Origin of the sequence: Micromonospora cynarisoli, from assembly GCF_030518815.1 — a bacterium.
Taxonomy (GTDB): Bacteria; Actinomycetota; Actinomycetes; order Mycobacteriales; family Micromonosporaceae; genus Micromonospora; species Micromonospora wenchangensis.
Genome location: NZ_CP130426.1, coordinates 1,713,498 through 1,736,821, shown reverse-complemented (window position 1 = coordinate 1,736,821; position 23,324 = coordinate 1,713,498). Strand labels below are relative to the sequence as shown.

Annotated in this window: 11 protein-coding genes; 3 read left to right on the top strand and 8 right to left on the bottom strand. The window is 74.4% G+C overall.

The genetic code is table 11. The annotated features are described in order from the left end of the window. Positions 1-44 precede the first annotated feature (44 nt). The 4 genes from Q2K16_RS07225 to Q2K16_RS07210 are packed head-to-tail and all read right to left on the bottom strand — an operon-like array spanning position 45 to position 10,649. Positions 45-314, bottom strand: coding sequence for an acyl carrier protein (locus Q2K16_RS07225; protein WP_302744297.1), 270 nt, complete (start codon positions 312-314; stop codon positions 45-47). Then, positions 314-3,613, bottom strand: coding sequence for a non-ribosomal peptide synthetase (locus tag Q2K16_RS07220; protein ID WP_302744296.1), 3,300 nt, complete (start codon positions 3,611-3,613; stop codon positions 314-316). Before Q2K16_RS07220 ends, Q2K16_RS07225 begins: the two co-directional genes overlap by 1 nt. Positions 3,614-3,636: 23 nt before the next feature. After that, complete coding sequence (locus Q2K16_RS07215) at positions 3,637-5,139, bottom strand: class I adenylate-forming enzyme family protein (protein ID WP_302744295.1); 1,503 nt, start codon at positions 5,137-5,139, stop codon at positions 3,637-3,639. After that, on the bottom strand, positions 5,136-10,649 hold the full coding sequence (locus tag Q2K16_RS07210; protein WP_302744294.1) for a non-ribosomal peptide synthetase/MFS transporter: 5,514 nt from the start codon (positions 10,647-10,649) through the stop codon (positions 5,136-5,138). Before Q2K16_RS07210 ends, Q2K16_RS07215 begins: the two co-directional genes overlap by 4 nt. 139 nt (positions 10,650-10,788) lie before the next feature. Here Q2K16_RS07210 and Q2K16_RS07205 point away from each other — a divergent pair, with 139 nt between their 5' ends. Further along, positions 10,789-13,629, top strand: coding sequence for a condensation domain-containing protein (locus tag Q2K16_RS07205; RefSeq protein WP_302744292.1), 2,841 nt, complete (start codon positions 10,789-10,791; stop codon positions 13,627-13,629). Between the two features lie 142 nt (positions 13,630-13,771). Here the strand turns inward: Q2K16_RS07205 and Q2K16_RS07200 are convergent, their stop codons facing one another. Next, entirely contained in the window at positions 13,772-14,851 is a 1,080-nt protein-coding gene (locus Q2K16_RS07200) for an SRPBCC family protein (RefSeq protein ID WP_302744291.1), read from the bottom strand. 586 nt (positions 14,852-15,437) lie between these two features. Between Q2K16_RS07200 and Q2K16_RS07195 the strand changes: the two genes are divergently transcribed. Next, the gene (locus Q2K16_RS07195; RefSeq protein WP_302744289.1) at positions 15,438-16,826 is read left to right on the top strand and encodes an endo-1,4-beta-xylanase; all 1,389 of its coding nucleotides are present in this window, start codon (positions 15,438-15,440) and stop codon (positions 16,824-16,826) included. A 230-nt stretch (positions 16,827-17,056) separates the two neighbouring features. Continuing rightward, positions 17,057-18,370, top strand: coding sequence for an extracellular catalytic domain type 1 short-chain-length polyhydroxyalkanoate depolymerase (locus Q2K16_RS07190; protein WP_302744287.1), 1,314 nt, complete (start codon positions 17,057-17,059; stop codon positions 18,368-18,370). 162 nt (positions 18,371-18,532) lie between these two features. Here Q2K16_RS07190 and Q2K16_RS07185 read toward each other — a convergent pair whose 3' ends face one another. The 3 genes from Q2K16_RS07185 to Q2K16_RS07175 all read right to left on the bottom strand — a co-directional run bounded on the left by Q2K16_RS07185 (position 18,533) and on the right by Q2K16_RS07175 (position 23,316). Beyond that, positions 18,533-20,359 (bottom strand): alpha-galactosidase, encoded by a 1,827-nt coding sequence (locus Q2K16_RS07185; RefSeq protein WP_302744285.1) that lies wholly within the window; start codon positions 20,357-20,359, stop codon positions 18,533-18,535. Positions 20,360-20,381: 22 nt separating this feature from the next. Then, the gene (locus Q2K16_RS07180) at positions 20,382-21,851 is read right to left on the bottom strand and encodes an arabinofuranosidase catalytic domain-containing protein (protein WP_302744283.1); all 1,470 of its coding nucleotides are present in this window, start codon (positions 21,849-21,851) and stop codon (positions 20,382-20,384) included. Positions 21,852-21,942: 91 nt separating this feature from the next. Beyond that, positions 21,943-23,316, bottom strand: a complete 1,374-nt coding sequence (locus tag Q2K16_RS07175) for an extracellular catalytic domain type 1 short-chain-length polyhydroxyalkanoate depolymerase (RefSeq protein ID WP_302744282.1) — start codon at positions 23,314-23,316, stop codon at positions 21,943-21,945. Positions 23,317-23,324: the final 8 nt, after the last annotated feature.

Below are 23,324 nucleotides of genomic sequence, written 5' to 3'. Positions count from 1 at the left end.
GTCGCCAGCCGGCCCGGGTCACCCGCCCGGCCCGGGCCGGCCGGTCAGCGGGTGTCGTCGGGCACGGCGGCGGTCAGCAGTGCGACCAGGTCGTCGAGGGTGTCCAGGGGCCGGCCCGGACCGTTCAGCTCGACCTCGACGTCGTACTCCGACTCGATCGCGTCGACCATGCGCAGCAGGCCGAGGGAGTCGACGCCGAGGGCGACCATCGAACCGCCGGTGAGCAGGTCGGTGGCCGCGACCTCGCCCCCGGTGGCCTCGCTGACCAGGTCGGCGAGCCGTCTCCGCAGGTCGGTGGTGTCGCTGGTGTCCATCAGCACTCCTTCACGGACGGCCTGACGATCTCGGCGATCTCGGCGATGGTGGGGGTGTCGAAGAAGGCGTCCAGGGGCACCTCGACGCCGAGCCGTTGCTGGATGCGGCCACTGATCCGGGTGATCGTGAGCGAGTGGCCGCCCAGGTCGAACAGGTCCTCGTGTACGCCGATGTCGGGAATCCGCAGCACCTCCTGCCAGATCAGCCGCAACTGCGTCACCACCGGATCGTCGGCGGTGGCCGGGGTGCCGGTCCCGGTGGTGCCGGGCGGTCCGGCGACCACTGTGGGGTCGCGCCGGTCGTCGGCCGGGCCGGCTGACGCCACCGACCCGCCCGCCGGGGAGGCCGGCGGTCGGGTGAGGTCGGTCGTGAGGTTCCGGGCGGCCAGGGCGGCCCGGTCGACCTTGCCGTTCGGGCTGGTCGGCAGCCGGTCGAGCAGCACGACGTCGGTCGGCAGCACGGCCTGCGGCAGGCTCGCCGCCAGGTGCCGGCGCAGCCCGGCCGGCTCGACGACGGCACCGGCGCGGGTCACCAGGTAGGCGACGAGCCGGGGGTCGTCGGCGTCGGACCGCAGCACCGTCGCCGCCTCGGCCACGTCCGGATGGTCGAGCAGCCGGGCGTCGATCTCGCCCAGCTCGACCCGGTGCCCCCGGATCTTGACCTGGTCGTCGGTACGGCCGAGGAAGTCCAGCCGCCCGTCGGGCAGCCACCGGCAGCGGTCACCGGTGCGGTAGAGCCGCTCCCCGGGCCGCCCGAACGGGTCCGGCACGAACACCTCGGCGGTCCGGTCGTCGCGCCCCCGGTAGCCGGCGGCCAGCCCGGCGCCGGCCAGGTGCAGCTCGCCCGGCACCCCGATCGGCGTCGGCTGTCCCGAGGCGTCCAGCAGGTACGCCCGCACGTTCGGCAGCGGCCGTCCGATGGTGACCTCGTCGGGGTCGGCGGGGACGTCGGCCATCGTGGCGTACACCGTCGCCTCGGTGGGACCGTACCCGTTGACCAGGCGGGCGGTGCGGGCCCGCAGCTCCCGGGCCAGGGCGGGCGGCAGGGCCTCACCGCCGGTGACGGCGACCAGCGGGGTCGGCGGGATTCCGGCGGCGTCCGGTCCGGGCGTGCCGAGGCCGGCCTCCAGCAGCACCCGCCAGCCCGAGGGGGTGGCCTGGGCGTGGGTCACCCCGGCGGCGTGGACGAGCCGCAGCACGCCCGCGCCGTCCAACGGGCCGACCGTCGAGGCGACGACCACCCTGCCGCCGGTGACCAGCGGCAGGAAGACCTCCACGGTGGAGATGTCGAACGACAGCGAGGTCAGGTGCAGCCACCGGTGCGCGGGGCCGCTGCCCAGCAGGTCCCGTACGCCCAGCAGCAGGTTGGTCAGCGCGCCGTGCCGTACCGCGACGCCCTTGGGCCGGCCGGTCGAGCCGGAGGTGTAGAGCAGGTAGGCCAGGTCGTCGGCGGCCGGCGGCCCGACGGGGCCGGTCGGCGTCGGCACCGGCCCGGCGAGCAGGTCGACCCCGTCGAGGGCAAGGGTGGGCCAGGGCAGCCCGCCCGCCGTCGGCGTCACCACCAGCGCGGGATCGGCGTCGGCGAGGACGAGGTCCCGGCGGGCCGGCGGGTGCTGCGGGTCCACCGGCAGGTACGCGGCCCGGCAGCGCAGCACCGCCAGCAGGGTGACCACCGCCCGCCAGGACCGGTCCAGGGCGACCGCGACGAGCGCCCCCGGCCCGACCCCGCGCTGCCGCAGCAGCCCGGCCAACCGGTCGGCGGCGGCGTCGAGTTGGGCGTAGCTGAGCGTCAGGCCGTCGTCGACCACGGCCGGCGCGTGCGGGTCGGCGGCGACCCGGGCGGCGAACAGGCCTGGCACGCTCGCCCCGGCGGGGTACGCGCGGCCGGTGTCGTTCCACTCCCGGGTGACCCGGTCGAATTCGTCGGCGGGCAGCACCGGCAGCTCCGCCACCGGCCGGTCCGGGTCGGCGAGCGCGGCGGCGAGCAGGGTCCGCAGGTGCGTCCCGATCCGGCGTACCGCGTCGGTCGGCACGGCCGCCGGGCTGTGCTGGAGGCTGACGGTGAGGCCGGTGGGGGCGTCCACGATCTGCACGTGCAGGGCGTTGCGGGCCGCTCCGCCGAACAGCGTCCAGTCGACCCCGGCGACCACCCCGGGGAAGACCGGCTCGCCGCCGCGTCGCCGGTAGCCGACGCTGACCGGGGTGACCGCCGGGGCGGGGCGCAGGCCGGGCACCGCGTGGGCCAGCGGCACGGCCCGGTACCGGTACACCTCGCGCAGCCCGTCCCGGACGGCGCGGGCGTGCGCGCGGAACGTGCCGTCGGCAGGCGCGACGGTGACCGGCAGTTCGTTGACGAACAGTCCGATCCGGTCGGTCTGGTCCGGGGTACGGGTGGACAGCGCCACCCCGACCGGAAGGTCCCGGTTGCCGTACCGCCCGAGCAGGGCGTGCAGCGCGGCGAACAGCAGCTCGAAGCGGGTGACCCCGAGCGACCGGGCCGCCGGGCCGATGCCGTCGACCACGTCGGCGGGCAGCGCCACCTCGACGGCGACGCCGGGCTCGGCACCGGTGGGCACCCGGCGCAGGCCGGGCAGCACCACGTCGCCGGGGCCGGACCAGTGCCGCGCCCAGAAGTCGCGGGCGGCGGGCAGGTCGACGGCGATCCGCTGCTGCTCGGCTGCCGCGAGGCCGGCGTGGTCGGCTGCGGCCCGCCGCCGGTCGCCGCGCCATCCCGGGCCGTCGACGTCCCCCGGTTCGGCGTCGGCGTCGTGCGCGCGGTCGGCGTCCCACGTCGGATCGGCGTCGCGCAGCGGGTCGGCGGGCCGTGCCGGGTCGGTGGAGCGGGCGGTGGCGTACCCGGCGGCCAGGTCGGCGACCAGCACGTCCTTGGAGGTGCCGTCGAAGACCAGGTGGTGCGCGGTGACCAGCAGCAGGTGGTCACCCGCCGCCCCGGTCAGCAGGGTGAACCGGGCCAGCGGGCCGGTCCGCAGGTCGTACGGTCGGGCGATCTCCTCGGCGACCCGCGCGTCGGTCAGCGCGCCGAAGGTGACGGTCGGGCGGGTGTCGGTCGGCGTCAACCGGGGGGTGCCGTCCTCGTCGGTGTCGACCCGGGCGGCCAGGACCGGGTGCCGGGCGACCGTCGCCGCGCACGCCGCGACGAGGGCCGCCCGGTCCAGCTCCGCGCCGAACCGGATGCCCAGCGCCATGTGGTACGCCGTGCCGGCGACCCCGGCCTGCTCGGTGAACCAGACGGCGTGCTGCGCGAAGGTCGCCTCGGCGGTGCCCACATGCTCTCCCATGGTCGTGCTGTCGGTGCGGGTGGTCAGTTGTCGAACAGAGCGGTGAGCTGCCGTTTGAGCACCTTGCCGCCCTCGTTGCGGGGCAGCCGCGAAAGCAGCAGCAGCCGGGCGGGCAGTTGGTGGTCGGCGAGCCGGTCGGCGAGGAAACCGCGCAGCGCCGGCAGCGTCAGCCCGTCCGGGCCGGCCTGCGGCCGGGCCACGACGGCGGCGGCCACCGCCGACCCGAGCACCGGGTGCGGCACCCCCACCACGGCCACCTCGGCGACCAGCGGATGCTCGTGCAGGGCCGCCTCGACCTCGACGGTGGAGACCTTGAACGCGCCGGTCTTGATCACGTCCTGGTGCCGGTCGGTGAGGTAGAGGTAGCCGTCGGCGTCGATCCGGCCCACGTCGCCCATCCGGACCCAGCCGTCGCGGAAGGTGGCCCGGTTCGCCGCGTCGTCGCGGTAGTAGGCGCGCGGGTGCGGGGCGCGCAGCCACACGTCGCCTGTCGTCCCGGCGGGCAGCGGGCGGCCGTCGGCGTCGGTGACCCGCAGCTGACCGCCGACCGGCCGGCCGACCGCGTCCGGCCGGGCCGGGTCGTAGATCATCGTGGTCTGCGCCGGGGCGGCCTCGGTCGAGGTGTAGTAGTTGACGATCGTGGCCTGCGGGAAGGCCGTGGCCAGCCGGGCCGCGACCGCCGGGGGCAGCGGCGCGGCGGTGGAGCCGATCAGCTGTACGCCGCTGGTGTCGCGGTCCCGCAGCGCACCGGAGTCGAGCAGCTCGATGGCGATCGACGGGACCACGAACACCGTCCCGGTGCCGGGGGCGGCGACCAGCCGGGCGAACCGGACCGGGGTGAACCGGGGCAGGGTGAGCGCGGCGGCCTTCGCGGTCAACGCGTTGAGCAGCATCGTCTGCCCGGCGTTGGTGCCGATCGCGAAGGCGTGCAGGAACCGCTGCGAGTGGGCCAGGGCCAGCCGGCGCGGGTGGTGCGGCGCGCCGACGGTGAGGTTGGCGTGCCGGGCGGCCACCCCCTTGGGTCGGCCCGTGGTGCCCGAGGTGTAGAGGATCTGGGCGAGGTCGCCGGGGCGGGCGGCGGGCGGGTCGCCGTCGTCGTGCCCGTCGGCGCGCAGCTCGGCGTCGCCGAACACCGCCACGCCGGGTGGGGCGGGCGGGGCCGGGGTGTCGTCGCCGTGCACGACGGCGGTGGCCGCGCAGTGGGTCAGCGCGTACCCGAGCTGCCCGGCGGCCAGCCGGTCGGACAGCGGTACGGCGACACCGCCGGCCCACAGGACGCCGCAGTACGTCACCGCGTACCGGACCCAGTCGCGGGGGCCGAAGACCAGGCCGACCCGGTCGCCGGGGCGCAGCCCCCGACGGCGCAGGGCGGCGGCGACGCCCCGCGCCCCGGCGGACCACTCGGCGAAGGTCAGCGTGGATACCTGGTGCACCTCGACCGCCACCCGGTCCGGGTGCAGCCCGGTACGCCAGTCGAGCAGCTCCGGCAGGGTACGCGGCGGCGTCCCGGTGGATGTCGTGGTCACCGCGTCCGGCCCGCCGTTGCGACGCCCACCGGGGTCCGGCGGTCGACGGCGTCGGCCGTCCGGGCCCGCCGTTCCTCGATGCCGACCAGGTCGTCCGGGGGTGCGTCGGGCACCTCGTCGTCGAACCGGGCCAGGGTGGGGGTGGCCAGCGACACCAGCGCGGTCAGCGCGATGCAGACCCCGAACAGCACGTAGAGCAGCCCGTGCCCCCGGCCCGGTCCGACCCCGAGCACCGCGCCGACGGTGCCGGCCAGCGCCCCGTCGGGCAGCAGCGTCGGCTCCACCACCCGGGCGGCGAACGGGGCGACGAGGCCCCAGCCCAGCGGCAGGGTGGACTGGGCGACCATCTGGTTGACCGCGAACACCCGGCCGTGCACCCGCGCCGGCACCTTGGTCTGGATGATGGTCTGGTAGACGCCGTTGACGATGCCCAGCGCCAGGTACATGCCGAACGCGCCGGCCCCGATGAGCAGCAGGTTGGGCCGCAGCCCGGTCACCACGGCGGCCACCGCGATGCCGAGGGTGCCCAGCAGCACCGCCCGCATCCGGCGGTGCCGGGGGCCACCCCACAGCAGCATCACCAGGCCACCGGTCGCCGCGCCGATCCCGCCGGTCAGCGCGACCCGGGACACGTCGGTGAGGTCGGCGAAGCCGAGCACCAGCGGGGAGAGCAGGAACAGCACCGGGAACAGGAAGAAGTTCAGCGCGGCGAAGAACGCCAGCATGGCGCGGAACTCCCGCCGCCGCAGCGCGTAGCGCAGCCCGGCGACGATCTCGGTGCCGATGCCCTCGCGGCGTTGCATGGCCAGTGTGCGGGGGAACCGGACGACCGTCAGCACCCCCACCGCGAACAGGTAGGACGCCACGTCGACGAGCAGGATGCCGCGTAGCCCGATGGTCTCCAGCAGGGCCACGGCGAGCAGCGGCACGGTGAACTGGGTGAGGCCGACGGCGGTCTGGGTGAGGCCGTTGGCGTGCCCGAGGAAGCGTTTGGGCACCAGTTGCGGCACCGCCGAGACGAACGCGAGCCGTTGGAAGGCCAACGCGACCGACAGCCAGCCGACCAGCGGATAGAAGTGCCACACCTGCACCCGGTCGGTGAACACCAGAGCGGCGAGCACCGCGTTGGCGCTGCCGGCGGCGAGCCCGGCGGCCAGCAGCACCCGCCGCCTGCTGGTGCGGTCGATCAGCGCCCCGGCCAGCGGCGCGACCAGCAGGCCGGGCAGCAGGCCGAGCACGGCGAACAGGGCGAAGCGGGCGAGCGACCCGGTCTGCGTGTAGATCCACAGCGGGATCGCGAAGGTGGTCAGCGCGGTGCCCAGCCCGGACACCACCTGACCGGCCGCGACCAGCCCGAAGCGGCGCAGGCTCGGCGGCGGGGTTCGGGCACCGCCGTCCGTCGGGCCCGGGGCGTCCGCCGTCGGCGGCCCGTCGGTCCGGGAGACGGCGGCGAGCTGCCAGGGCGGTGGGGTGGCCGGCGACCCGGCCGGGACGGGCCGGGGTGGCGCGTCGAGCCGCTGGTGCACGCCGGTGACGATCTCGGCCAGTTCGGCGGCCCGGTACTTCAGGAAGTAGTGCCCGCCCTCGTCGATCACGGCGAGGGCGGTGCGGCCACTGAGGAAGTGCCACTCCCGGTACCGCTCCTCGTGGTAGTCGGTGCTGCGGTCCCGCTCGCCGACCACGGAGACGACAGGCGCGCGCAGCGGGGTGACCCGCTGGCGCAGCAGCGTCGTGAAGTAGTCCTCGCTGACCCGGGCGTCGTGCCGCATCGCCCGGACCAGGAACCGCACCTCGTCGGGGGCGAGCGAACCGACGGCGGTGCCCTGCGCCTGCAACCAGGTGCGGTAGATCCGGTCGCTGCGCAGCCGCTCGGCCAGCCGCAGCCGCAGCAGCGGCCCGAGCGGCCCGTCGGCGGGCCTGGCGAACGGGAACACCGCGCCGAGGTACACCGCGAGCAGGTCCCGTCCGGCGGCCTCCAGCCGGCGGGCCACCTCCACGGCCAGCGCCCCGCCGGGGCCGCAGTGGCCGTACACGATCAGCGGGCCGGTGACCCGGCCCAGAACCTCCGCGACCACGTCGGCGGCGACGTCGGCGATCGGCGCGGGCTCGTCGGCGAGGCCGATGTCGTGCCCGGGTACGGCAACCGACAGCAGCCGGTACCCGGCCGGCAGCGCGTCGGCCAGCGGCTGGTAGACCACCGCGCTGCCCCCGCCGTACGGGACGCAGAGCAGGGTGGCGACCCGGTCGGCGGCGGGCACCGGCGGGGTCAGCTCGTGCAGCAGCCCGGCCCGGCCGGCGTCGGGCCCGCCGACCAGGTCCGCCAACTCACGTACGGTGCGGTGCCGGAACAGGTCCATCACGCTGACCGGCGGCGGGGTGCCGTCGACGACGGCGGGCAGTTCCCGGCGCAGCCGGGCCACCACCCGGGTGGCCAGCAGCGAGTGTCCGCCCAGGTCGAAGAAGTCGTCGGTGACGCCGACCTCGGGCACCCCGAGCACCGCCCGCCACACGTCGGCGACCAGCCTCTCCACCGGCCCGACCGGGGGCACCCGCTCGCCGGTCGGGCCGTCGTCGGTCGGCTCGGGCAGGGCCCGCCGGTCCACCTTCCCGTGTTCCTGCAACGGCAGCCGGTCCAGCACCACCCAGCGGGTGGGCACCATGTGCTCGGGCAGCCGCCCGGCGAGCAGGTGACGCCAGCGCGCCGGGTCCGGGCCGTCCGGGTCCGGCTCCGCCTCCAGGTAGGCCACCAGCCGGTCGTCGCGCAGCAGCACCGCCGCCTGGCGTACCCCCGGGCAGTCCCGCAGGGCGGCCTCCACCTCGCCCAGTTCGACCCGGTAACCACGGATCTTCACCTGGTGGTCGCGCCGGCCGAGGAAGATCAGCTCCCCGTCGGCCCGCCAGCGGGCCAGGTCGCCGGTGCGGTACAGCCGGGCCCCCGGCGGCCCGTACGGGTCGGGCACGAACCGTTCGGCGGTCAGGCCGGGCCGCCGCAGGTAGCCCCGGGCGAGCCGGTCCCCGCCCAGGTACAGCTCACCGGGCATGCCGACCGGCACCTGACGCATCCGCTCGTCGAGCACGTGCACCGAGGCGTACGGCAGCGGCCGGCCGGTCGGCACCGGGCCGACGTCCGGCCCGTCGGCCGGCACCCGGTAGGTGGCCGCGCCGACGGTGGCCTCGGTGGGCCCGTAGTGGTTGAACACCCGGGTCGGCCCGGCGGCGAGCGGGGCGATCCGCTCCAGGTCGGACGCCTCACCGCCGAGGATCAGCGCGCGGGCCGGCAGCAGGTCGTCCGGTGCGCAGTCGGCGGTCAGCGCCGCCAGGTGCGACGGGGTGATCTTCAGGTAGTCGATCCGTTCGTCGCGCAGCCGGGTGGCCAGTTCGGCACCGGTGCCCCGGCGGGGGAGCAGGTGCACCGCGCCGCCGGTGGCCAGCGCCAGGTAGAACACGGTGACGGCGAAGTCGAACGACATCGACTGCAACAGCCCGTACCGGGCGGCGGGGGCGACCGCGAACCGGTCCGCCACCCCGTCGAGGTAGCGCAGCACCGGCCGGTGCGGCACGGCCACCCCCTTCGGGGTGCCGGTCGAGCCGGAGGTGTAGATGACGTAGGCCAGGTGCCCGTCGCGTACCCCGGTCGCCGGTCGGTCGTCCGGCTGGGCGTGGACCTCGGCGGTGATCTCGTCCAGGCAGGTCGCCGCCGTCCCGGCGGGCAGCCGGTCACGCAGCCCGGTGCCGGTCAGCAGCACGGTCGGTCGGGCGTCGGCGAGCATCAGACCCAGCCGGGCGGCGGGCTGCTCCGGGTCCAGCGGCAGGTACGCGCCGCCGGCCCGCAGCACCCCGAGCAGCGTCACGGCCAGCTCGACCGACTGCTCCAGCAGCACCCCGACGAGGCGGTCCGGGCCGACGCCCCGGGCCCGCAGCCAGTGGGCGAGCCGGTTGGCCCGCCGGTCCAGTTCCCGGTAGCCGATCCGGTCGGTGCCGCAGACCACGGCCGGCGCGTCGGGGCTGGCGGCGACGTACGGGTCGATCAGGTCGGCCAGGGTGACCGCCGCCCCGGTGACCCCGGCGTCGGGCGGCGGCGGGCCGGCCCGGTCCCCGGCGAGGGCCAGCATCCGGTCCCGGCCAGCCGGGCCGAGCAGGTCCAGGTCGGCCACCGGCCGGTCCGGCTCGGCGACGGCGGCGCGCAGCAGCGTCCGGAAACTCTCGGCCAGCCCGGCGACGGTGGCGGCGTCGAACAGGTCGGTGTGGTAGACGAACGTGCCGCGCAGCCCGTCGGCGCTCTCCCCGACGTACAGCGCCAGGTCGAAGCGGGCGCTGGCCGCGTCGGTGCCGACCGGTTCGGCGTGCAGGCCGGCGGGCCACCGGTCGCCGCCCCGGGCGTAGTTCTGCAGGGTGAACAGCACCTGGAACACGGGGGCGCGGGCGACGTCCCGGGTGACGTTCAGCTCCTTGACCAGGCGTTCGAACGGGATCTCCTGGTGGGCCAGGGCGCGCACCACGGTGCCCCGGTTGCGGCGCAGCAGGGTCGCGAAGCCCGGCTCGGCGGCGGTCGCCGGGTCCGGGGAAAGATCGGCGCGCAGGGCCAGGGTGTTGACGAACAGGCCGACGAGGTGTTCCAGCTCGGGCACCACCCGCCCGGCCACCGGGGAGCCGACGGCGAAGTCCCGCTGCCCGCTGTAGCGGAACAGCACGGCCTGCAGGCCGGTGAGCAGGGTCATGTAGAGGGTGGCCCGGTGGGCGCGGCCCAGCCGGCGCAGCCCGTCGGTGAGGTCGGCGTCGACGGTGAACCGGTGGGTCGCGCCCGCGTACGACTGCACGGCAGGTCGGGGCCGGTCGGTGGGCAGCTCCAGCGGCGGCACCCCGGCCAACGCGCGGGTCCAGTGGGTGAACCCGTCGCCGGTCGGCGGCCCGTCGAGCCGGTCCCGCTGCCAGCCGGCGTAGTCGACGTACCGGGTGGCCGGCGGTGCGGGCGGGTCGCCGCCGTCGCGCAGCGTGGCGTAGCCGGCGGCGATCTCGCCGAGCAGCAGGTCCAGCGACCAGCCGTCGCTGACGATGTGGTGCATCGCCAGGTGCAGCAGGTGTTCGGTGTCGGCCAGCCGGACGACGAGGACCCGCAGCAGCGGCGCGACGGCCAGGTCGAACGGGGTGTGCACGGAGTCGGCGACGAGGGCGTGGGCGGCGTCGGTGTCCGGTGCGGCGGTGACGGTCACCGGCACCGTCACCTCGGGCAGCACCGTCACCACGGGCTCCCCGTCGGCGCTCTCGGTGAACCGCATCCGCAGGCTGTCGTGCCGGGCGGCGGTGGCGTCGAGGGCGGCGCGCAACAGGTCGACGTCGAACGGCCCGCGCAGCCGTACGGTCGTGTGCACGACGTACGCGGCGGTGCCGGGGGAGAGCTGTTCGGTGAACCAGATCCGCTCCTGGGCGAATGACAGCCGGGGATTTCCGGCGGCCCGGGGGATGGTGGAATGCGGCGGGGCGGCCCGCGTCGGTACCTCAACGTTCGTCACGCGGCGCCTTACTCGAAACGGTGCGGGCAGTGGCCAGTAGTCTGCCCGGCGGGCCCGAACCGTCGGATCGGCTGATCGGTCCACTATGGAAAGGACCTTCGAGCGATTCGGCGTCGGTCGTCGCGTCGTACGGTCGGGAATGCGATTCGCTGACGCGGCGGTGCCCGCGCAATGGGCGTCGGAGACGCTGCTGTCCGCCGAGTTCTCCGGTGACGGGGCCGGGACGGCGCCGTTGACCTGGGCCCAGCAGGTGATGTGGCGGTCCCTCGCCCGGTACGGCTCCAACCACGTCTTCCTCAACCTGCGCCGTACGGTGCCGGTGTCCGCACGGGCCGGGGCGGACCCGGCCGCCGTGGTCCGGGCGGTCGGCGCGCTGGTCGGCCGGCACGGCGCCCTGCGGACCCGGGTGCGGGTCGTCGACGACGAACCCCGGCAGGAGACGGCGGCGGCAGGGGTGCTGCCGCTGCTGGTCAGCGTGGGGATCGACGACGGTTCGCGGGCCGCCCGACAGGTCGCCGGCCGGCTCGGCGACGTCGCGTTCGACCACGCCGCCGAGTGGCCGCTGCGGGTCGCGCTGGTGACCGTCGACGACCGGGTACGACAGATCGTGGTGGTGTTCAGCCACTCCACGGTGGACGCGCACGCCGCCGAGGTGGTGCTGCGGGACCTGCGGCTGCTCGTGCTGCGCGGCGGCCTGCCCACCCCGGCCGGCCCGCAGTCGGTGGACGTGGCCCGCTGGCAGCACGGGGTCGACCAGGGCCGTTCGGCGCGGGCGGTCGGGCACTGGCTGCGCGAGTTCGACAGGCTGCCGCCGTCGCCGCTGCCCGCGCCGGGGCCGGGCCTCACCCCGCCGTGGCGGCGGGGCGTGCTGGTCTCCGCGGCCGTCGACACGGCCACCCGGCTGATCGCCGCCCGGCACCGGGTCAGCGGTTCCGCGGTGCTGCTGGCCGGGGTGACGGCGATGGCCGCCGGCCACGGTCAGCGGGAGCGCCTCGGCATTTTCCCGATGGCCCACAATCGGTTTCGGACCGCGTACGCGAATGCCGTCGCCAATCTCGGCCAGATCGGTTTCGGCATGCTGGATTTGTCCGGTCACCCCCATTTCGGGGAGCTGTTGTCCCGGGTGTGGCGGGTGTCCCTGGACGCGTTGCGGCACGCGTATTACGACCCGGTCGCGCTGCGGCTCGCATTCGAGCACCGGGGGGTCGACCCGGCGTCGGCGTTCCAGCCGTACCACTACTTCAACGACGTGCGGTTGCCGGTCGGCGGGGTCGACCGGCTGCCGGCGGTGACCCGGGAGGCGTTGCGCGCGGCCACGGCCGACAGCACCTTCGCCTGGACGGCGGGGCTCGACCAGGCGGCCTGGCACCTGCTGACCCACGTGGTGGACGAGCCGGCCGGGGTGGGCGTCACGCTCACCGTCGACACCCGGCAGCTTCCGCTGGAGACCGTCGAGCCGTTCCTGCGCGGCCTGGAGGACCTGCTGGTGCGGGCTGCCTTCGACGACGTCCCCTGGCCCTGGTCACCCGCCACCGCGACAGCCCCCACCGCGACAGCCGCCGCCCCGCCCGTCGGGCGGACGGCCGTCGACGACGGGTCGGCGTACGCCGAGTTCGCCGGAGGGCGGGCCGCGACCGCGCCGCTGACCTGGGGACAGCGGGCGATGTGGCGGACGGTGGCGGAGTTCGAGGCCCCCGCCGCGTACCGGGTGCTCACCCTGCCCCGCACCCTGGCGGTCTCGGCGCGGGCCGGGGTGGACGTGCCCCGGGCGGTGCGGGCGGTGGGTGCGCTGCTCGCCCGGCACGAGTCGTTGCGCACCCGGGTCCGCCCGTACGACGGGCAGCTGTGCCAGGAGGCGTCGGCGGCGGGGCGGCTGCCGGTGGCGGTGCACGCCGTACCCCGGCCTGCCGACGACCCGGACGGCGCGCGGGTCGCGGCGGAACTGGCCGCGCGACTGGCCGGGCCGCTGTTCGACCACGCCGTCGAGTACCCGCTGCGGGTCGCGCTGGTCACCGTGGCCGACACGGTACGGCAGGTCGTGTTGGTGTTCAGCCACTCCGCCGTCGACTTCCACGCGGCCACCACCGTGCTGCGGGACCTGCGTCTGCTGCTGCTGCGCGGGGCGGTCGACGACCCGCCCGGCCTCCAGTCGCTGGACGTCGCCGGGCAGGAGCGCACGGTGCAGCAGCGGCGGTCGCAGCGGGCGGTGGCGTACTGGCTGCGGCAGTTCCCCGGCCTGCCGATGACCCTGGCCGACCCGGTCGGGGCCGACGCGACGCCCCGCTACCGGCAGGGTTCGCTGGTCTCCACGGCGCTGCACCACGCGACCCGGCTGGTCGCCACCCGGTACGGCGTCAGCACCTCCACCGCCCTGCTCGCCGCGACCGCCGCCGTGCTCTGCGGCGACACCGGGCAGGACGCCTGCGGCATCGTGGTGATGGCCAACAACCGGTTCCCACCCGGGTACGACCGGGCGGTCGCCACCCTCAACCAGATCGGGCTGTGCCGGCTCGACCTGACCGGGCGGCCCGACTTCGGCACCCTGCTGTCCCGGGCCGGACGGGCGGGCCTGGACGCGTACCGGCACGCCTACTACGACCCGGTGGAGTTCGAGCGGGCGTTCACCGGGCGGGGGGACGACCACCGCAGCGTGCTGGCCCCGCTGTGCTACCTCAACGACACCCGGCTCGCCCCCGAGGTGGACCCGGGGGTGGCCGGCCCCGACGAGGCGGCCCTGCGGGCGATGGTGGCGTCCGCCGGGGTGCGCTGGGTGGGGGAGCTGGACCGGTTCGCGTGGCGCTGCCGGGTGCAGGTGCGCGACGCCCCCGGCGCGGTGGAGCTGGCCGTCACCGCCGACACCCGCTACCTGCCGGCCGAGCGGGCCGCGCGGCTGCTGTCCGGGGTGGAGGCGCTGCTGGTCGAGGCGGCCTTCCACGAGGTGCCCTGGCCGTGGTCGCCGTCGGCCCGCGCCGAGCCGTGATCCGCGTCGGCGGTGTGGTCCGGCTGGAACCGGCGACCACCCTGACCGTACGCCACAGCACCGCGCCGCCGCCCGCCCGACCGACGACGGGGCGGCGGCGCCGCGACGCGGCCCGGGTCCACGGCGGACCCCGGCCGCCCGCTCACAGCCCGGCGCAGGGGCGCTCGTCGACCGTGCAGCCCTGGGGTGCCTTGGTGACCGGGTCGGCGGTGCGGACGTCGAAGCGGATGGCCTGCGTCCCGCCCGCCGCGACGGCCGGGCCGGTGAAGGTGACCGACTGCCCGTCCTGTCGCCAGTCGGCACCGGTCACCTCCGCCGCCGAACTGCCCCGGGGCAGCGTGACGACGACCGTCCAGCCGGTGGCCGGCGTCCCGCCCGGGTTGTCCACCACCACCTCCCCGGTGTACCCGAAGACCCGGGTCGACACCGTCGCGTACCGGGCGTCCAACGGCCCCGCGACCGCCGGGGTCGGGGTGGGGGTGCGCGACGGGCTCGCCGACGGCGACCGGCTCGGCGGGGCGCTGCGCGACGGCGGGGGCGAGGTCGGGCGTGCCGACGCGGCGGACCGCGACGGGCTCGGCGTGGCGGTCGGGCGCGTCGGCGGCGCCACCGGGGCCGCCCCGGTCGGCTCCTCCCGCTCCTGCGGCAGCAGGGCCCACCCGGCCAGGCCGAGCGCCAGCGCCGCCGCGCCCGATCCGACCACCACCCAGCCGGCACGGCCCCGGGTGGGCGGCCGGGCCACGTCGGCCATCAGCGCCACCGGCAACACGGCGGTCGGTGCGGCGCTGTCCCGCCGCAGGTCCACCTCGCGGAAGGCCAACCAGTCGAGCAGCGCGGGCAGGCGTCCGGCCAGCGACTGCCGGTAACACTCCTCGCGGCGCGCGCCCTGCCCGGCGGACCAGTCGCCGTGCTCCAGGGTCTCCCGGACCGTCACCCGGCAGCCCTCGCCGGCGGCGGTGACGACGCAGGTCAGCTCGGTGTGACGGGCCCCCTCGTCACACCGGACGACGAGCAGTTCCGGTGCCCGTTGGCGCACGGCCCCGATCTCGACGTCGCCGTCGAAGCCGGGCAGCCCGGCGGTGCCCACCCGCCACCGGCCCGGCCGGTCGGGCACCGCCTCGGCCACGGCGAACCAGCGGGCCAGCAGCGCCGGATCGGTCACCGCACGCCAGACCCGGTCAGCGGGGTGTAGCAGGTCGACCTGTGTGCCGATCTCGATCACGGCGAGAGACTCTACGGCCCGGACGACCCGCCGGTGAACCTGGTCGCCGCGATCGACCCGGCTCACTACGTTACGACTTGACGAAACACATGTTATCGCTCACAGTCGATGGCGAGGACCACCGCACCCGAAGGCTCACCGGGCGAGCCGTGCTGGTCGAGCCTCGGATCGCGACGTCCCCCCAGGGCATGTGGGACGTCGGGTCAGGATTTCCCATCAGCAGCTGCCGGCGACGGCGCGACCGGCCCCGACCAGGGGCGGGACGACTCCGTCGATGGCCGGCCCGGTCTCCTCGAAGGAGGATCATGGCGCCCTTTTCGGGAGACGCCGCGCCGTTGCCCGCAGTGGGCGATCCTCTCGCCGACCCGGGCTGCTGCCCCGGCGTCGAGGTCACCGGGGTCGTCGGCCGGCACGGACCGCGACGGGGGCAGCGCCGACAGTCCCTCGTCCGGGCCGGGTACGGCGGCCACGATGGTCCGTCCTGGCCGACCGGACGGCGGACCCCGCCGGCTGGCACGGCCCACCGCACCGGGAACCGGGCACCTCAGCACCACCACCGCTGCACCCACCTCGAAAAGGATGCGACATGAGACCCAAGAGAGCCCTACTGGCCACGGCGACCCTCGCCGTGGCCGGCGCACTCACCGTCGGGATGACGTTGGCGCTGGCCCCCGCAGCCAGCGCCGGGACGACCCTACGGGCGGCGGCGGCCGAGAAGGGCCGCTACTTCGGCGCGGCGGTCGCGACGGGCAAGCTGTCCACCAGCACCTACACCACCATTCTCAACCGCGAGTTCAACTCGATCGTGGCCGAGAACGAGATGAAGTGGGACGCCACCGAGCCGCAGCAGGGCCGGTTCAACTACACCGGCGGCGACCGGATCGTCAGCCACGCCCAGGCCAACGGGATGAGCGTGCGCGGTCACGCGCTGCTCTGGCACCAGCAGGAGCCGGGCTGGGCGCAGGGCATGTCGGGCAGCGCGCTGCGCAGCGCGATGATCAACCACGTCACCCAGGTCGCCACCCACTTCCGCGGCAAGATCTACGCGTGGGACGTGGTGAACGAGGCGTTCGCCGACGGTGGCAGTGGTGGGCGTCGTGACTCGAACCTCCAGCGCACCGGTAACGACTGGATCGAGGCGGCGTTCCGGGCCGCCCGTGCCGCCGACCCGGGCGCGAAGCTGTGCTACAACGACTACAACACCGACGGGGTCAACGCGAAGTCGACTGGCGTCTACAACATGGTGCGGGACTTCAAGTCCCGGGGCGTGCCGATCGACTGCGTCGGCTTCCAGTCCCACCTGGGCACCACGATCCCGGGTGACTACCAGGCCAACCTCCAGCGCTTCGCCGACCTCGGCGTGGAGGTGCAGATCACCGAGCTGGACGTGATGACCGGCGGCAACCAGGCCAACATCTTCGGCACGGTCACCCGGTCCTGCATGGCCATCGCCAGGTGCGCCGGCATCACCGTGTGGGGGGTGCGGGACTGCGACTCGTGGCGCGGCTCCGACAACGCCCTGCTGTTCGACTGCAACGGCAACAAGAAGCCGGCGTACGACTCGGTGCTGAACGCGCTCAACGCCGGTCCGGGCATCCCGAACCCGACGACCACGCCGCCGAACCCGACGACGACCCCGCCGAACCCGACCACGCCGCCGCCGACGACTCCGCCTCCGGGTGGGTCGGGATGCTCGGCGTCGGTGTCGTTGAATTCGTGGACAGGTGGTTTCGTGGCCACGGTGAAGGTGACGGCGGGTTCGTCGGGTACGCGTGGGTGGACGGTGAGCATGACGTTGCCGGGTGGGTCGAGTGTGACCGGTACGTGGTCGGCGACGGCCAGTGGTAGTTCGGGCACGGTGCGGTTTGCGAACGTGGACTACAACGGTGCGCTCGGTGCGGGTCAGTCGACCGAGTTCGGTTTCCAGGGCAGTGGCAGCGGGGCGGGGATGACCCCCACCTGCACCGCCAGCTGAGCACCACCGTCAGTTGAGTAACGCCGTCAGTTGAGTACCGCCGCCGGCCCGACCCGGGCGCACCGGGTCGGGCCGGCGGTGCATCACCCCCACCCCGCCGGCCGGCGCGACGCGCCCCGGCCGGGCCATCGTCGGCCAGCCCCGGACCGGGCCAGTCCGGACCGTCGTCCCGCACGCCGGGGCGGCCCGTCGTCCGTCGCCGACCACCGACTCCGACAGAGGAACCGTCGATGAAACCCCGTCTCGCACTGCTGGCCGCCGTGCTGGCCACGGCTCTGGCGACCGTCACGGCCGTGGTCACGGCCCCCAATCCGGCGTCGGCCGCGACGCTGACCCAGGTGACCAGCTTCGGCACCAACCCGACCAACCTGCAGATGCACCTGTACGTGCCCGACCGGGTGGCCGCCCGGCCGGCGCTGCTGCTGGCCCTGCACTACTGCACCGGCAGCGGCCCGGCGCTGCACACCGGCTACGGGCTCAGCTCGCTGGCCGACCGGTACGGCTACATCGTGATCTACCCGTCGGTGACCCGCAGCAGCAAGTGCTGGGACGTCTCCTCCCCGCAGGCGCTGCGCCGCGACGGCGGCAGCGACCCCGTCGGCCTGAAGTCGATGATCGACTACGTGCGGAGCCGCTATCCGGTCGACGCGGGTCGGATCGGCGTCATCGGGTTCTCCTCGGGCGCGATGATGACCAACGTGATGGCCGGCCTCTACCCGGACGTCTTCCAGGCCGGGGTCAGCTCCTCCGGCGTCCCGTTCGGCTGCTTCGCCACCACCAACGGTTCGGAGTGGAACAGCGAGTGCTCCGGCGGGCGGCTCGTGAAGACCCCACAACAGTGGGGTGACCTGGTCCGCAACGCCTACCCCGGCTACCCCGGCAAGCGGCCCCGGATGCAGATCTGGCACGGCACCACCGACACCACGCTGAGCTACGTCAACTTCGGCGAGCAGGTCAAGCAGTGGACCAACGTGCTCGGTGTCTCGCAGACCCCCAGCTCCACCGACTACCCGCAGACCAGCGCCACCCGCACCCGGTACGGCGGCACCGGTGGCACGCCGCCGGTGGAGGCGATCAGCTTCCAGGGCTACGGCCACTCCATCCCGTTCGACGCCGCCCAGGCCGTCCGCTTCCTCGGCTTCGACAGCGCCAGCCCCACCACCGGGCCGCCGAACCCGACGACCACCCCGCCGAACCCGACGACGCCGCCGCCGAGTCCGACGACGCCTCCGCCGACGACCCCGCCTGCCACGGGCGGGTGTTCGGCGTCGGTGTCGTTGAATTCGTGGACCGGTGGTTTCGTGGCCACGGTGAGGGTGACGGCGGGTTCGTCGGGTACGCGTGGGTGGACGGTGAGCATGACGTTGCCGGGTGGGTCGAGTGTGACCGGTACGTGGTCGGCGACGGCCAGTGGTAGTTCGGGCACGGTGCGGTTTGCGAACGTGGACTACAACGGTGCGCTCGGTGCGGGTCAGTCGACCGAGTTCGGTTTCCAGGGCAGCGGTAGCGGGGCGGGGATGACCCCCACCTGCACCGCCGGCTGACCGACCCGACCGACGGCTCCGGGCGGCGCACCCCCCGCAGAGGTGCCCCGCCCGGAGCCCCGTCGCGCCCGGAACACCCCGGGCGACCTCCGACAAGGCACAGGTCCGGGGAGCGAACCCGGCCCTGTGCCTTCCCTCACCGGCGGAAACCTCCCCGCCGCGTCACACCGGCCCCCGCCGCCACCGCTGGTTGGCGCCGGCACCGCAGGTCCACTGCACGACCTGCACCCCGTCGGCCAGCCCGGCGTTGAGCACGTCGAGACACTTGTTGCTGTGCCGGGCGACCAACTGCACCCAGCCGTCACCGACGTCCTGGAGCCGCCACTGCTGGTTGGTGCCCCCGTTGCAGGTCCACTGCACCACCCGCGCGCCGTCCGCGGTGGTGCCGGCACCACCGTAGACGTCGAGGCACCTGCCGCTGTTGACGCTCACCACGGTGGACCAGCCACCGCCGACGTCCTGGAGCCGCCACCGCTGGTTGGCCTGACCGTTCGCCGCCCACTGCACCACGTTCGCGCCGTCGGTCGTGGCGGCGTTGCTGACGTCGAGCAGCTTCGCGCTGTGCCTGGCGGTCAGCGTGGCGGTCGTCGGGGTCGGGGTGGTGGTCTGCGGCGTCAGCCGGTAGAGCCCGGCACCGTGCGCGGGCAGCGAGCGGCCGAACGTCCCGGTCGAGGTGCCCAGGGCCGCGCCGGACCACAGATCGGTCGCGGTGGCCGAGCCGATGCCCAGGTCGGCGAGGTTCAGCGAGACGGTGGCCGCCGCGCCCTCCCGGTTGAACAGCGCGACGTACCGGTCCGTGCCGTCCGGCACGTCGGCGACCCACACCTGCCGGGTGCCGCCGGTGAGCTGCCGGTTGTTGGCGCTGCGCTGGTCGACCGCCAGCACCGCGCTGTTGGTCATCAACGCCAGCTCCGCCGCCCGGTTCTCCACCAGGTTGCCGCCCCACATCAGCGGTGCCCGGTTGATCACCCACAGCGACATGAGGGTGCGCTGCTCGTCCGCGCTGAGGTTCGAGTAGCGCGGCGAGCCGACCGGGCCGTACTTCGACAACCGGCCGATCGGGATCATGTCCGGATCGGGCCAGGCCCCCGTCCTGCGGTACGGCGTCCAGTTGCGCAACTGGTCGAACAGTGCGTCCACCGACGACCAGTTGTCCCACAGGTCGTTGACGATCCGCCACATGTGCGCGTTGCTCTGCACGTGCGGCCCGGCGGACAGCGGTGTCGCACCCGGCGACAGGCTCAGCACCATCGGCCGGCCGCTGCGCTGGATCGCCGTCCGGTAGCCCTCGACCTCCGCCTGCCGGTACGTCGGCGCGGCGATGTCGTCGATCTTCACGAAGTCGACGCCCCACGCGGCCAGCAGCTGGAACACCGAGTCGAGGTACGCCTGCGCGCAGGGGTTGGACATGTCCAGCCCCCACATCAGGTTGAGCCAGGCCGCGCTGTTGCCGGCGTCGATCTGGTTGGCCCGGCACGAGGTGCCGAGGATCGGCACGTTGTCCGCGACCGCCTGTCGGGGGATGCCCCGCATCAGGTGTACGCCGAACTTCAGCCCCTGCGCGTGCACGTGGTCGGCCAGTGGCTTGAACCCGTTGTCCCCGGCCGCCGACGGGAACCGGGTGGTGTCGGGCAGCAGCCGCCCGTTGGCGTCCATCCGGAGCCGGGGTTGCAGGTTGGCGTCCTGGTTGGGGCTGCCGTTGTGCTGCCCGGGGTAATACCAGGCCCAGTCGACGACGATGTACTGCCAGCCGTACTGGCGCAGGTTCGCGCCCATGTAGTCGGCGTTGGCCCGGACGTCGGCCTCGGTGACGCTCCAGTTGAACGAGTCGTAGCTGTTCCATCCCATCGGCGGGGTGTCGGCGACGCCGTTGTCCCACGCCTGCGCCGGTCGGGGCCCGGCGGCGCCGACCAGGCCCGTCACGAGCAGGAGGGTGGTGGCGAGCAGGGCGGCCACCCGTCGGGTCGCCGGGATGACACGGTGCTGCATCGGACCTCCTCGGCCATCGGGGTCATCGGTATCCGGCGGCGGTGATGTTGGCCTGCACCGCGTTCTCGGTGGCGTCCGACGGGTAGCCGGCGACCATCGCCCCCTCGTAGAAGGTGCCGACGCTCTGGTTGGTGTTGTCGATGCAGCAGTCCCCGCCGCTGCCCAGGATGATCGCGCCCTGCTTGCGCATCGGGCTGTACCCGCGGGGCAGCGACCCGTCGTAGAGGGTGTAGAGGCTGCCGGACTGGGCGTTGCTGCCCTTGATGGCGAAGCGTGAGGTGCCGTTGTTCTTCAGGGTGGCGGTGACGAACTTGCTGGTGAACGCCCGCTGGTTGGGGTTCCACGAGCTGCTGCCGCCGGGGAACAGCCCCCACTCCAGGTCGGCCTGCACCCACGGCCCGGAGCCGGAGCAGCCGCCGAACCAGCAGCTGGTGCCGAAGTAGATCGCGTCCATCGCGCCCGCGGCGTCGGCCCGCCTGGTGGTCTCGCTGTTGCCATAGTCGAAGCAGCAGCCGCTGTTGACGTGGGTGCCGCTGGTGACCATGTACATGCCCTCGGGCGCGGCGCCGGTCGGCACCCCGGTCAGGTGACCGTCGCGCCAGTAGCTGCTCCTGCCGGGGATGTAGAGCGAGTAGACCTTGTCCCCGCCTACCGTCACCGACTCCTTGTTCGCGACCGCCGGTTGGACAGCGCCGCCGACGCCGCCGGGGCCCTGGTAGCCGAGGTTGTTGCCGCGCCCGGACTGGTCGTAGATGACCGTGATGACGCAGGTGGTGTTCGCGCAGAAGCTGTCCTGGCTGGCGGCGTTGGCCCGCCCGCCCGGCGACAGCACCCCGATGTTGCGGGTGGTGTTGTCCGAGGACCGGCGCACCTGGTAGAGCGAGCCGTTGTAGGCGGCGTAGAGCGCCCGGGTGGTGCTGTGCGCCGCGATGCAGGCGGTGCCTCCGGCGGCGTAGATGTCACACGGCTGGCTGGTGCCGGGCGGCGGCGTGGTGGGTGGCGGGGTGGTGGGTGGCGGCGTGGTCGGCGGGGGCGTGGTCGGCGGTGGTCCGCTGGTCGGGTTCACCCCGCCGGTGCAGGTGGTGCCGTTGAGGCTGAACGAGGTGGGCGCGGGGTTGCTGCCGGTCCACGAGCCGTTGAAGCCGAAGCTGGCGGTGCCGTTGGTGGGGATCGCGCCGTTGTAGCTGGCGTTGGTGACGGTGACCTGGGCGCCGGCCTGGGTGTAGCTGCCGTTCCAGAGCTGGGTGACGGTCTGCCCGGCGGCGTAGCTCCAGGTCAGCCGCCACCCGTCCACCGCGTCACCGAGATTGGTGATGGTGACGTTGGCACCGAAGCCACCCTGCCAGGACGAGCTGACGGTGTAGTCCACCTGGCAGCCGGCGGCGGCGGCCGAGGCGGAGGTCTGGGTGGCGGCGGCGGTGACGAGCAGGAGGGCGGTGGCGGTGGCGGCGACCAGCGCCGGCCGTCGGCGGAGGAATCGGTTTTCTCGCACGGGATCTCCTGGTGGTGGACGGAGGGTGCGGTGCGCCCCCTGAGCGGTGGACGGGTCATCCCCGCCTGGCGGGGGCGACGGGCACGGCGGGTCAGGCGGTCACGCAGGTCGCGCCGTTGAGGGTGAACGTCGCGGGAGCGGCGGCGTTGCCGGTGTGGGTGGCCTGGAAGCCGATCGTCGTCGATGCTCCCGCAGCCAGCGTGCCGTTGTAGCTGACGTTGGTGGCGGTGACCTGGCCGCTGCTCGGTGTGTAGCTGGCGTTCCAGCCGCCGGTGATGACCTGCCCGGCGGGCAGGGTGAACCCCAGGGACCAGCCGTCGAGCGTCGTGCTCCCGGTGTTGACGATGGTGATGCTCGCGGTCAGCCCGTTGTTCCACGCGCTGATCGTGTCGGTGACCCGGCAGGCCCCCGACTGCGGCGACGACGTCGGCGTGGGCGTCGGGGTCGAGGTGGGGGTGAGCGTCGGCGTCGGTGTCGGTGTCGGGGCGACCGTCGGCGTGGGGGAGGCCGTCGGGGTGGGGGAGGGCGTCGGGGCGCTGCCGTCCAGGCCGAGGAAGGTGATGGCGTACCCGAGCTGGCCGGGCATCGGCAGCTGGTGTCCCACCCCGGCGATGCTGATCCCCTCGACCGGGGACTGCGGGCCCGTCCCGCCGTACCGGGTGCGGGTCCAGGACGACTGGGGGCGGTCGGTGACGGTGGGCGTGGTGCTCAACCCGTGCAGGTTGGTCCACTGCTTGATCTCTTCACCGAAGTTGGGGTACGCGAGGGTGGTGTCCGTCGCGCCGTGCCACAGCTGCATCCGGGGATAGCGGCCCGTGTACCCGGGGTACATGGCGCGGGCCTGGTCGCCCCACTGCTGCGCCGTCTTGATCACGTTGCCGCCGGAGCACCTGCTGTTCCACAGCGAGCCGTCGGTGGTGGCGAAGCAGCCGGCCGGCACCCCGGAGAACGCCGACGCGGCGGAGAAGACGTCGGGGTACTGCGCCGCGAGCACGTTGGTCATCATCGCGCCGGAGGAGAAGCCGGAGACCACGATCCGCGCCGGGTCGACAGGGTAGCGCTGCCGGGCGTACGCGACCATGGACATGATCCCGGTCGAGTCGCCGCCGCCGTTGCGGGTGAGCGCGGCGGGGGTGGAGACGTCGAAGCAGTTCCCGCTGCGGGTGGCCTCGGGCACCACGATGAGGTAGCCGTAGCGGTCGGCGGCGGTCACGTAGTCGTGCCCGTTGCCGTTGAAGATGCCGCTGGCCGAGCCGCCGCAGTAGTGCACCAGGAGCAGGAGCGCCGGGCGGGGTGCCAGGGTGCTCGGGGCGTACAGGTACATGTTGAGGTTGGTGGGATTGTTGCCGAATCCCGTCACTCTGGTCAGGGTCGCCGCGGTCGCGGGCTGTGCCGTCACCAGGACGGTGGCTGCCGCGACACCGAGGACGACGGCTGCCAGCGCGGCGCGCAGACTGCCCTTCATCGGTGGCC

What these genes read in the sequence shown, in the direction of transcription:
- Q2K16_RS07225 (WP_302744297.1), bottom strand. Translation starts at nt 314, where the DNA reads ATGGACACCAGCGACACCACCGACCTGCGGAGACGGCTCGCCGACCTG.
- Q2K16_RS07220 (WP_302744296.1), bottom strand. Translation starts at nt 3,613, where the DNA reads ATGGGAGAGCATGTGGGCACCGCCGAGGCGACCTTCGCGCAGCACGCC.
- Q2K16_RS07205 (WP_302744292.1), top strand. Translation starts at nt 10,789, where the DNA reads ATGCGATTCGCTGACGCGGCGGTGCCCGCGCAATGGGCGTCGGAGACG.
- Q2K16_RS07195 (WP_302744289.1), top strand. Translation starts at nt 15,438, where the DNA reads ATGAGACCCAAGAGAGCCCTACTGGCCACGGCGACCCTCGCCGTGGCC.
- Q2K16_RS07190 (WP_302744287.1), top strand. Translation starts at nt 17,057, where the DNA reads ATGAAACCCCGTCTCGCACTGCTGGCCGCCGTGCTGGCCACGGCTCTG.
- Q2K16_RS07185 (WP_302744285.1), bottom strand. Translation starts at nt 20,359, where the DNA reads ATGCAGCACCGTGTCATCCCGGCGACCCGACGGGTGGCCGCCCTGCTC.
- Q2K16_RS07175 (WP_302744282.1), bottom strand. Translation starts at nt 23,316, where the DNA reads ATGAAGGGCAGTCTGCGCGCCGCGCTGGCAGCCGTCGTCCTCGGTGTC.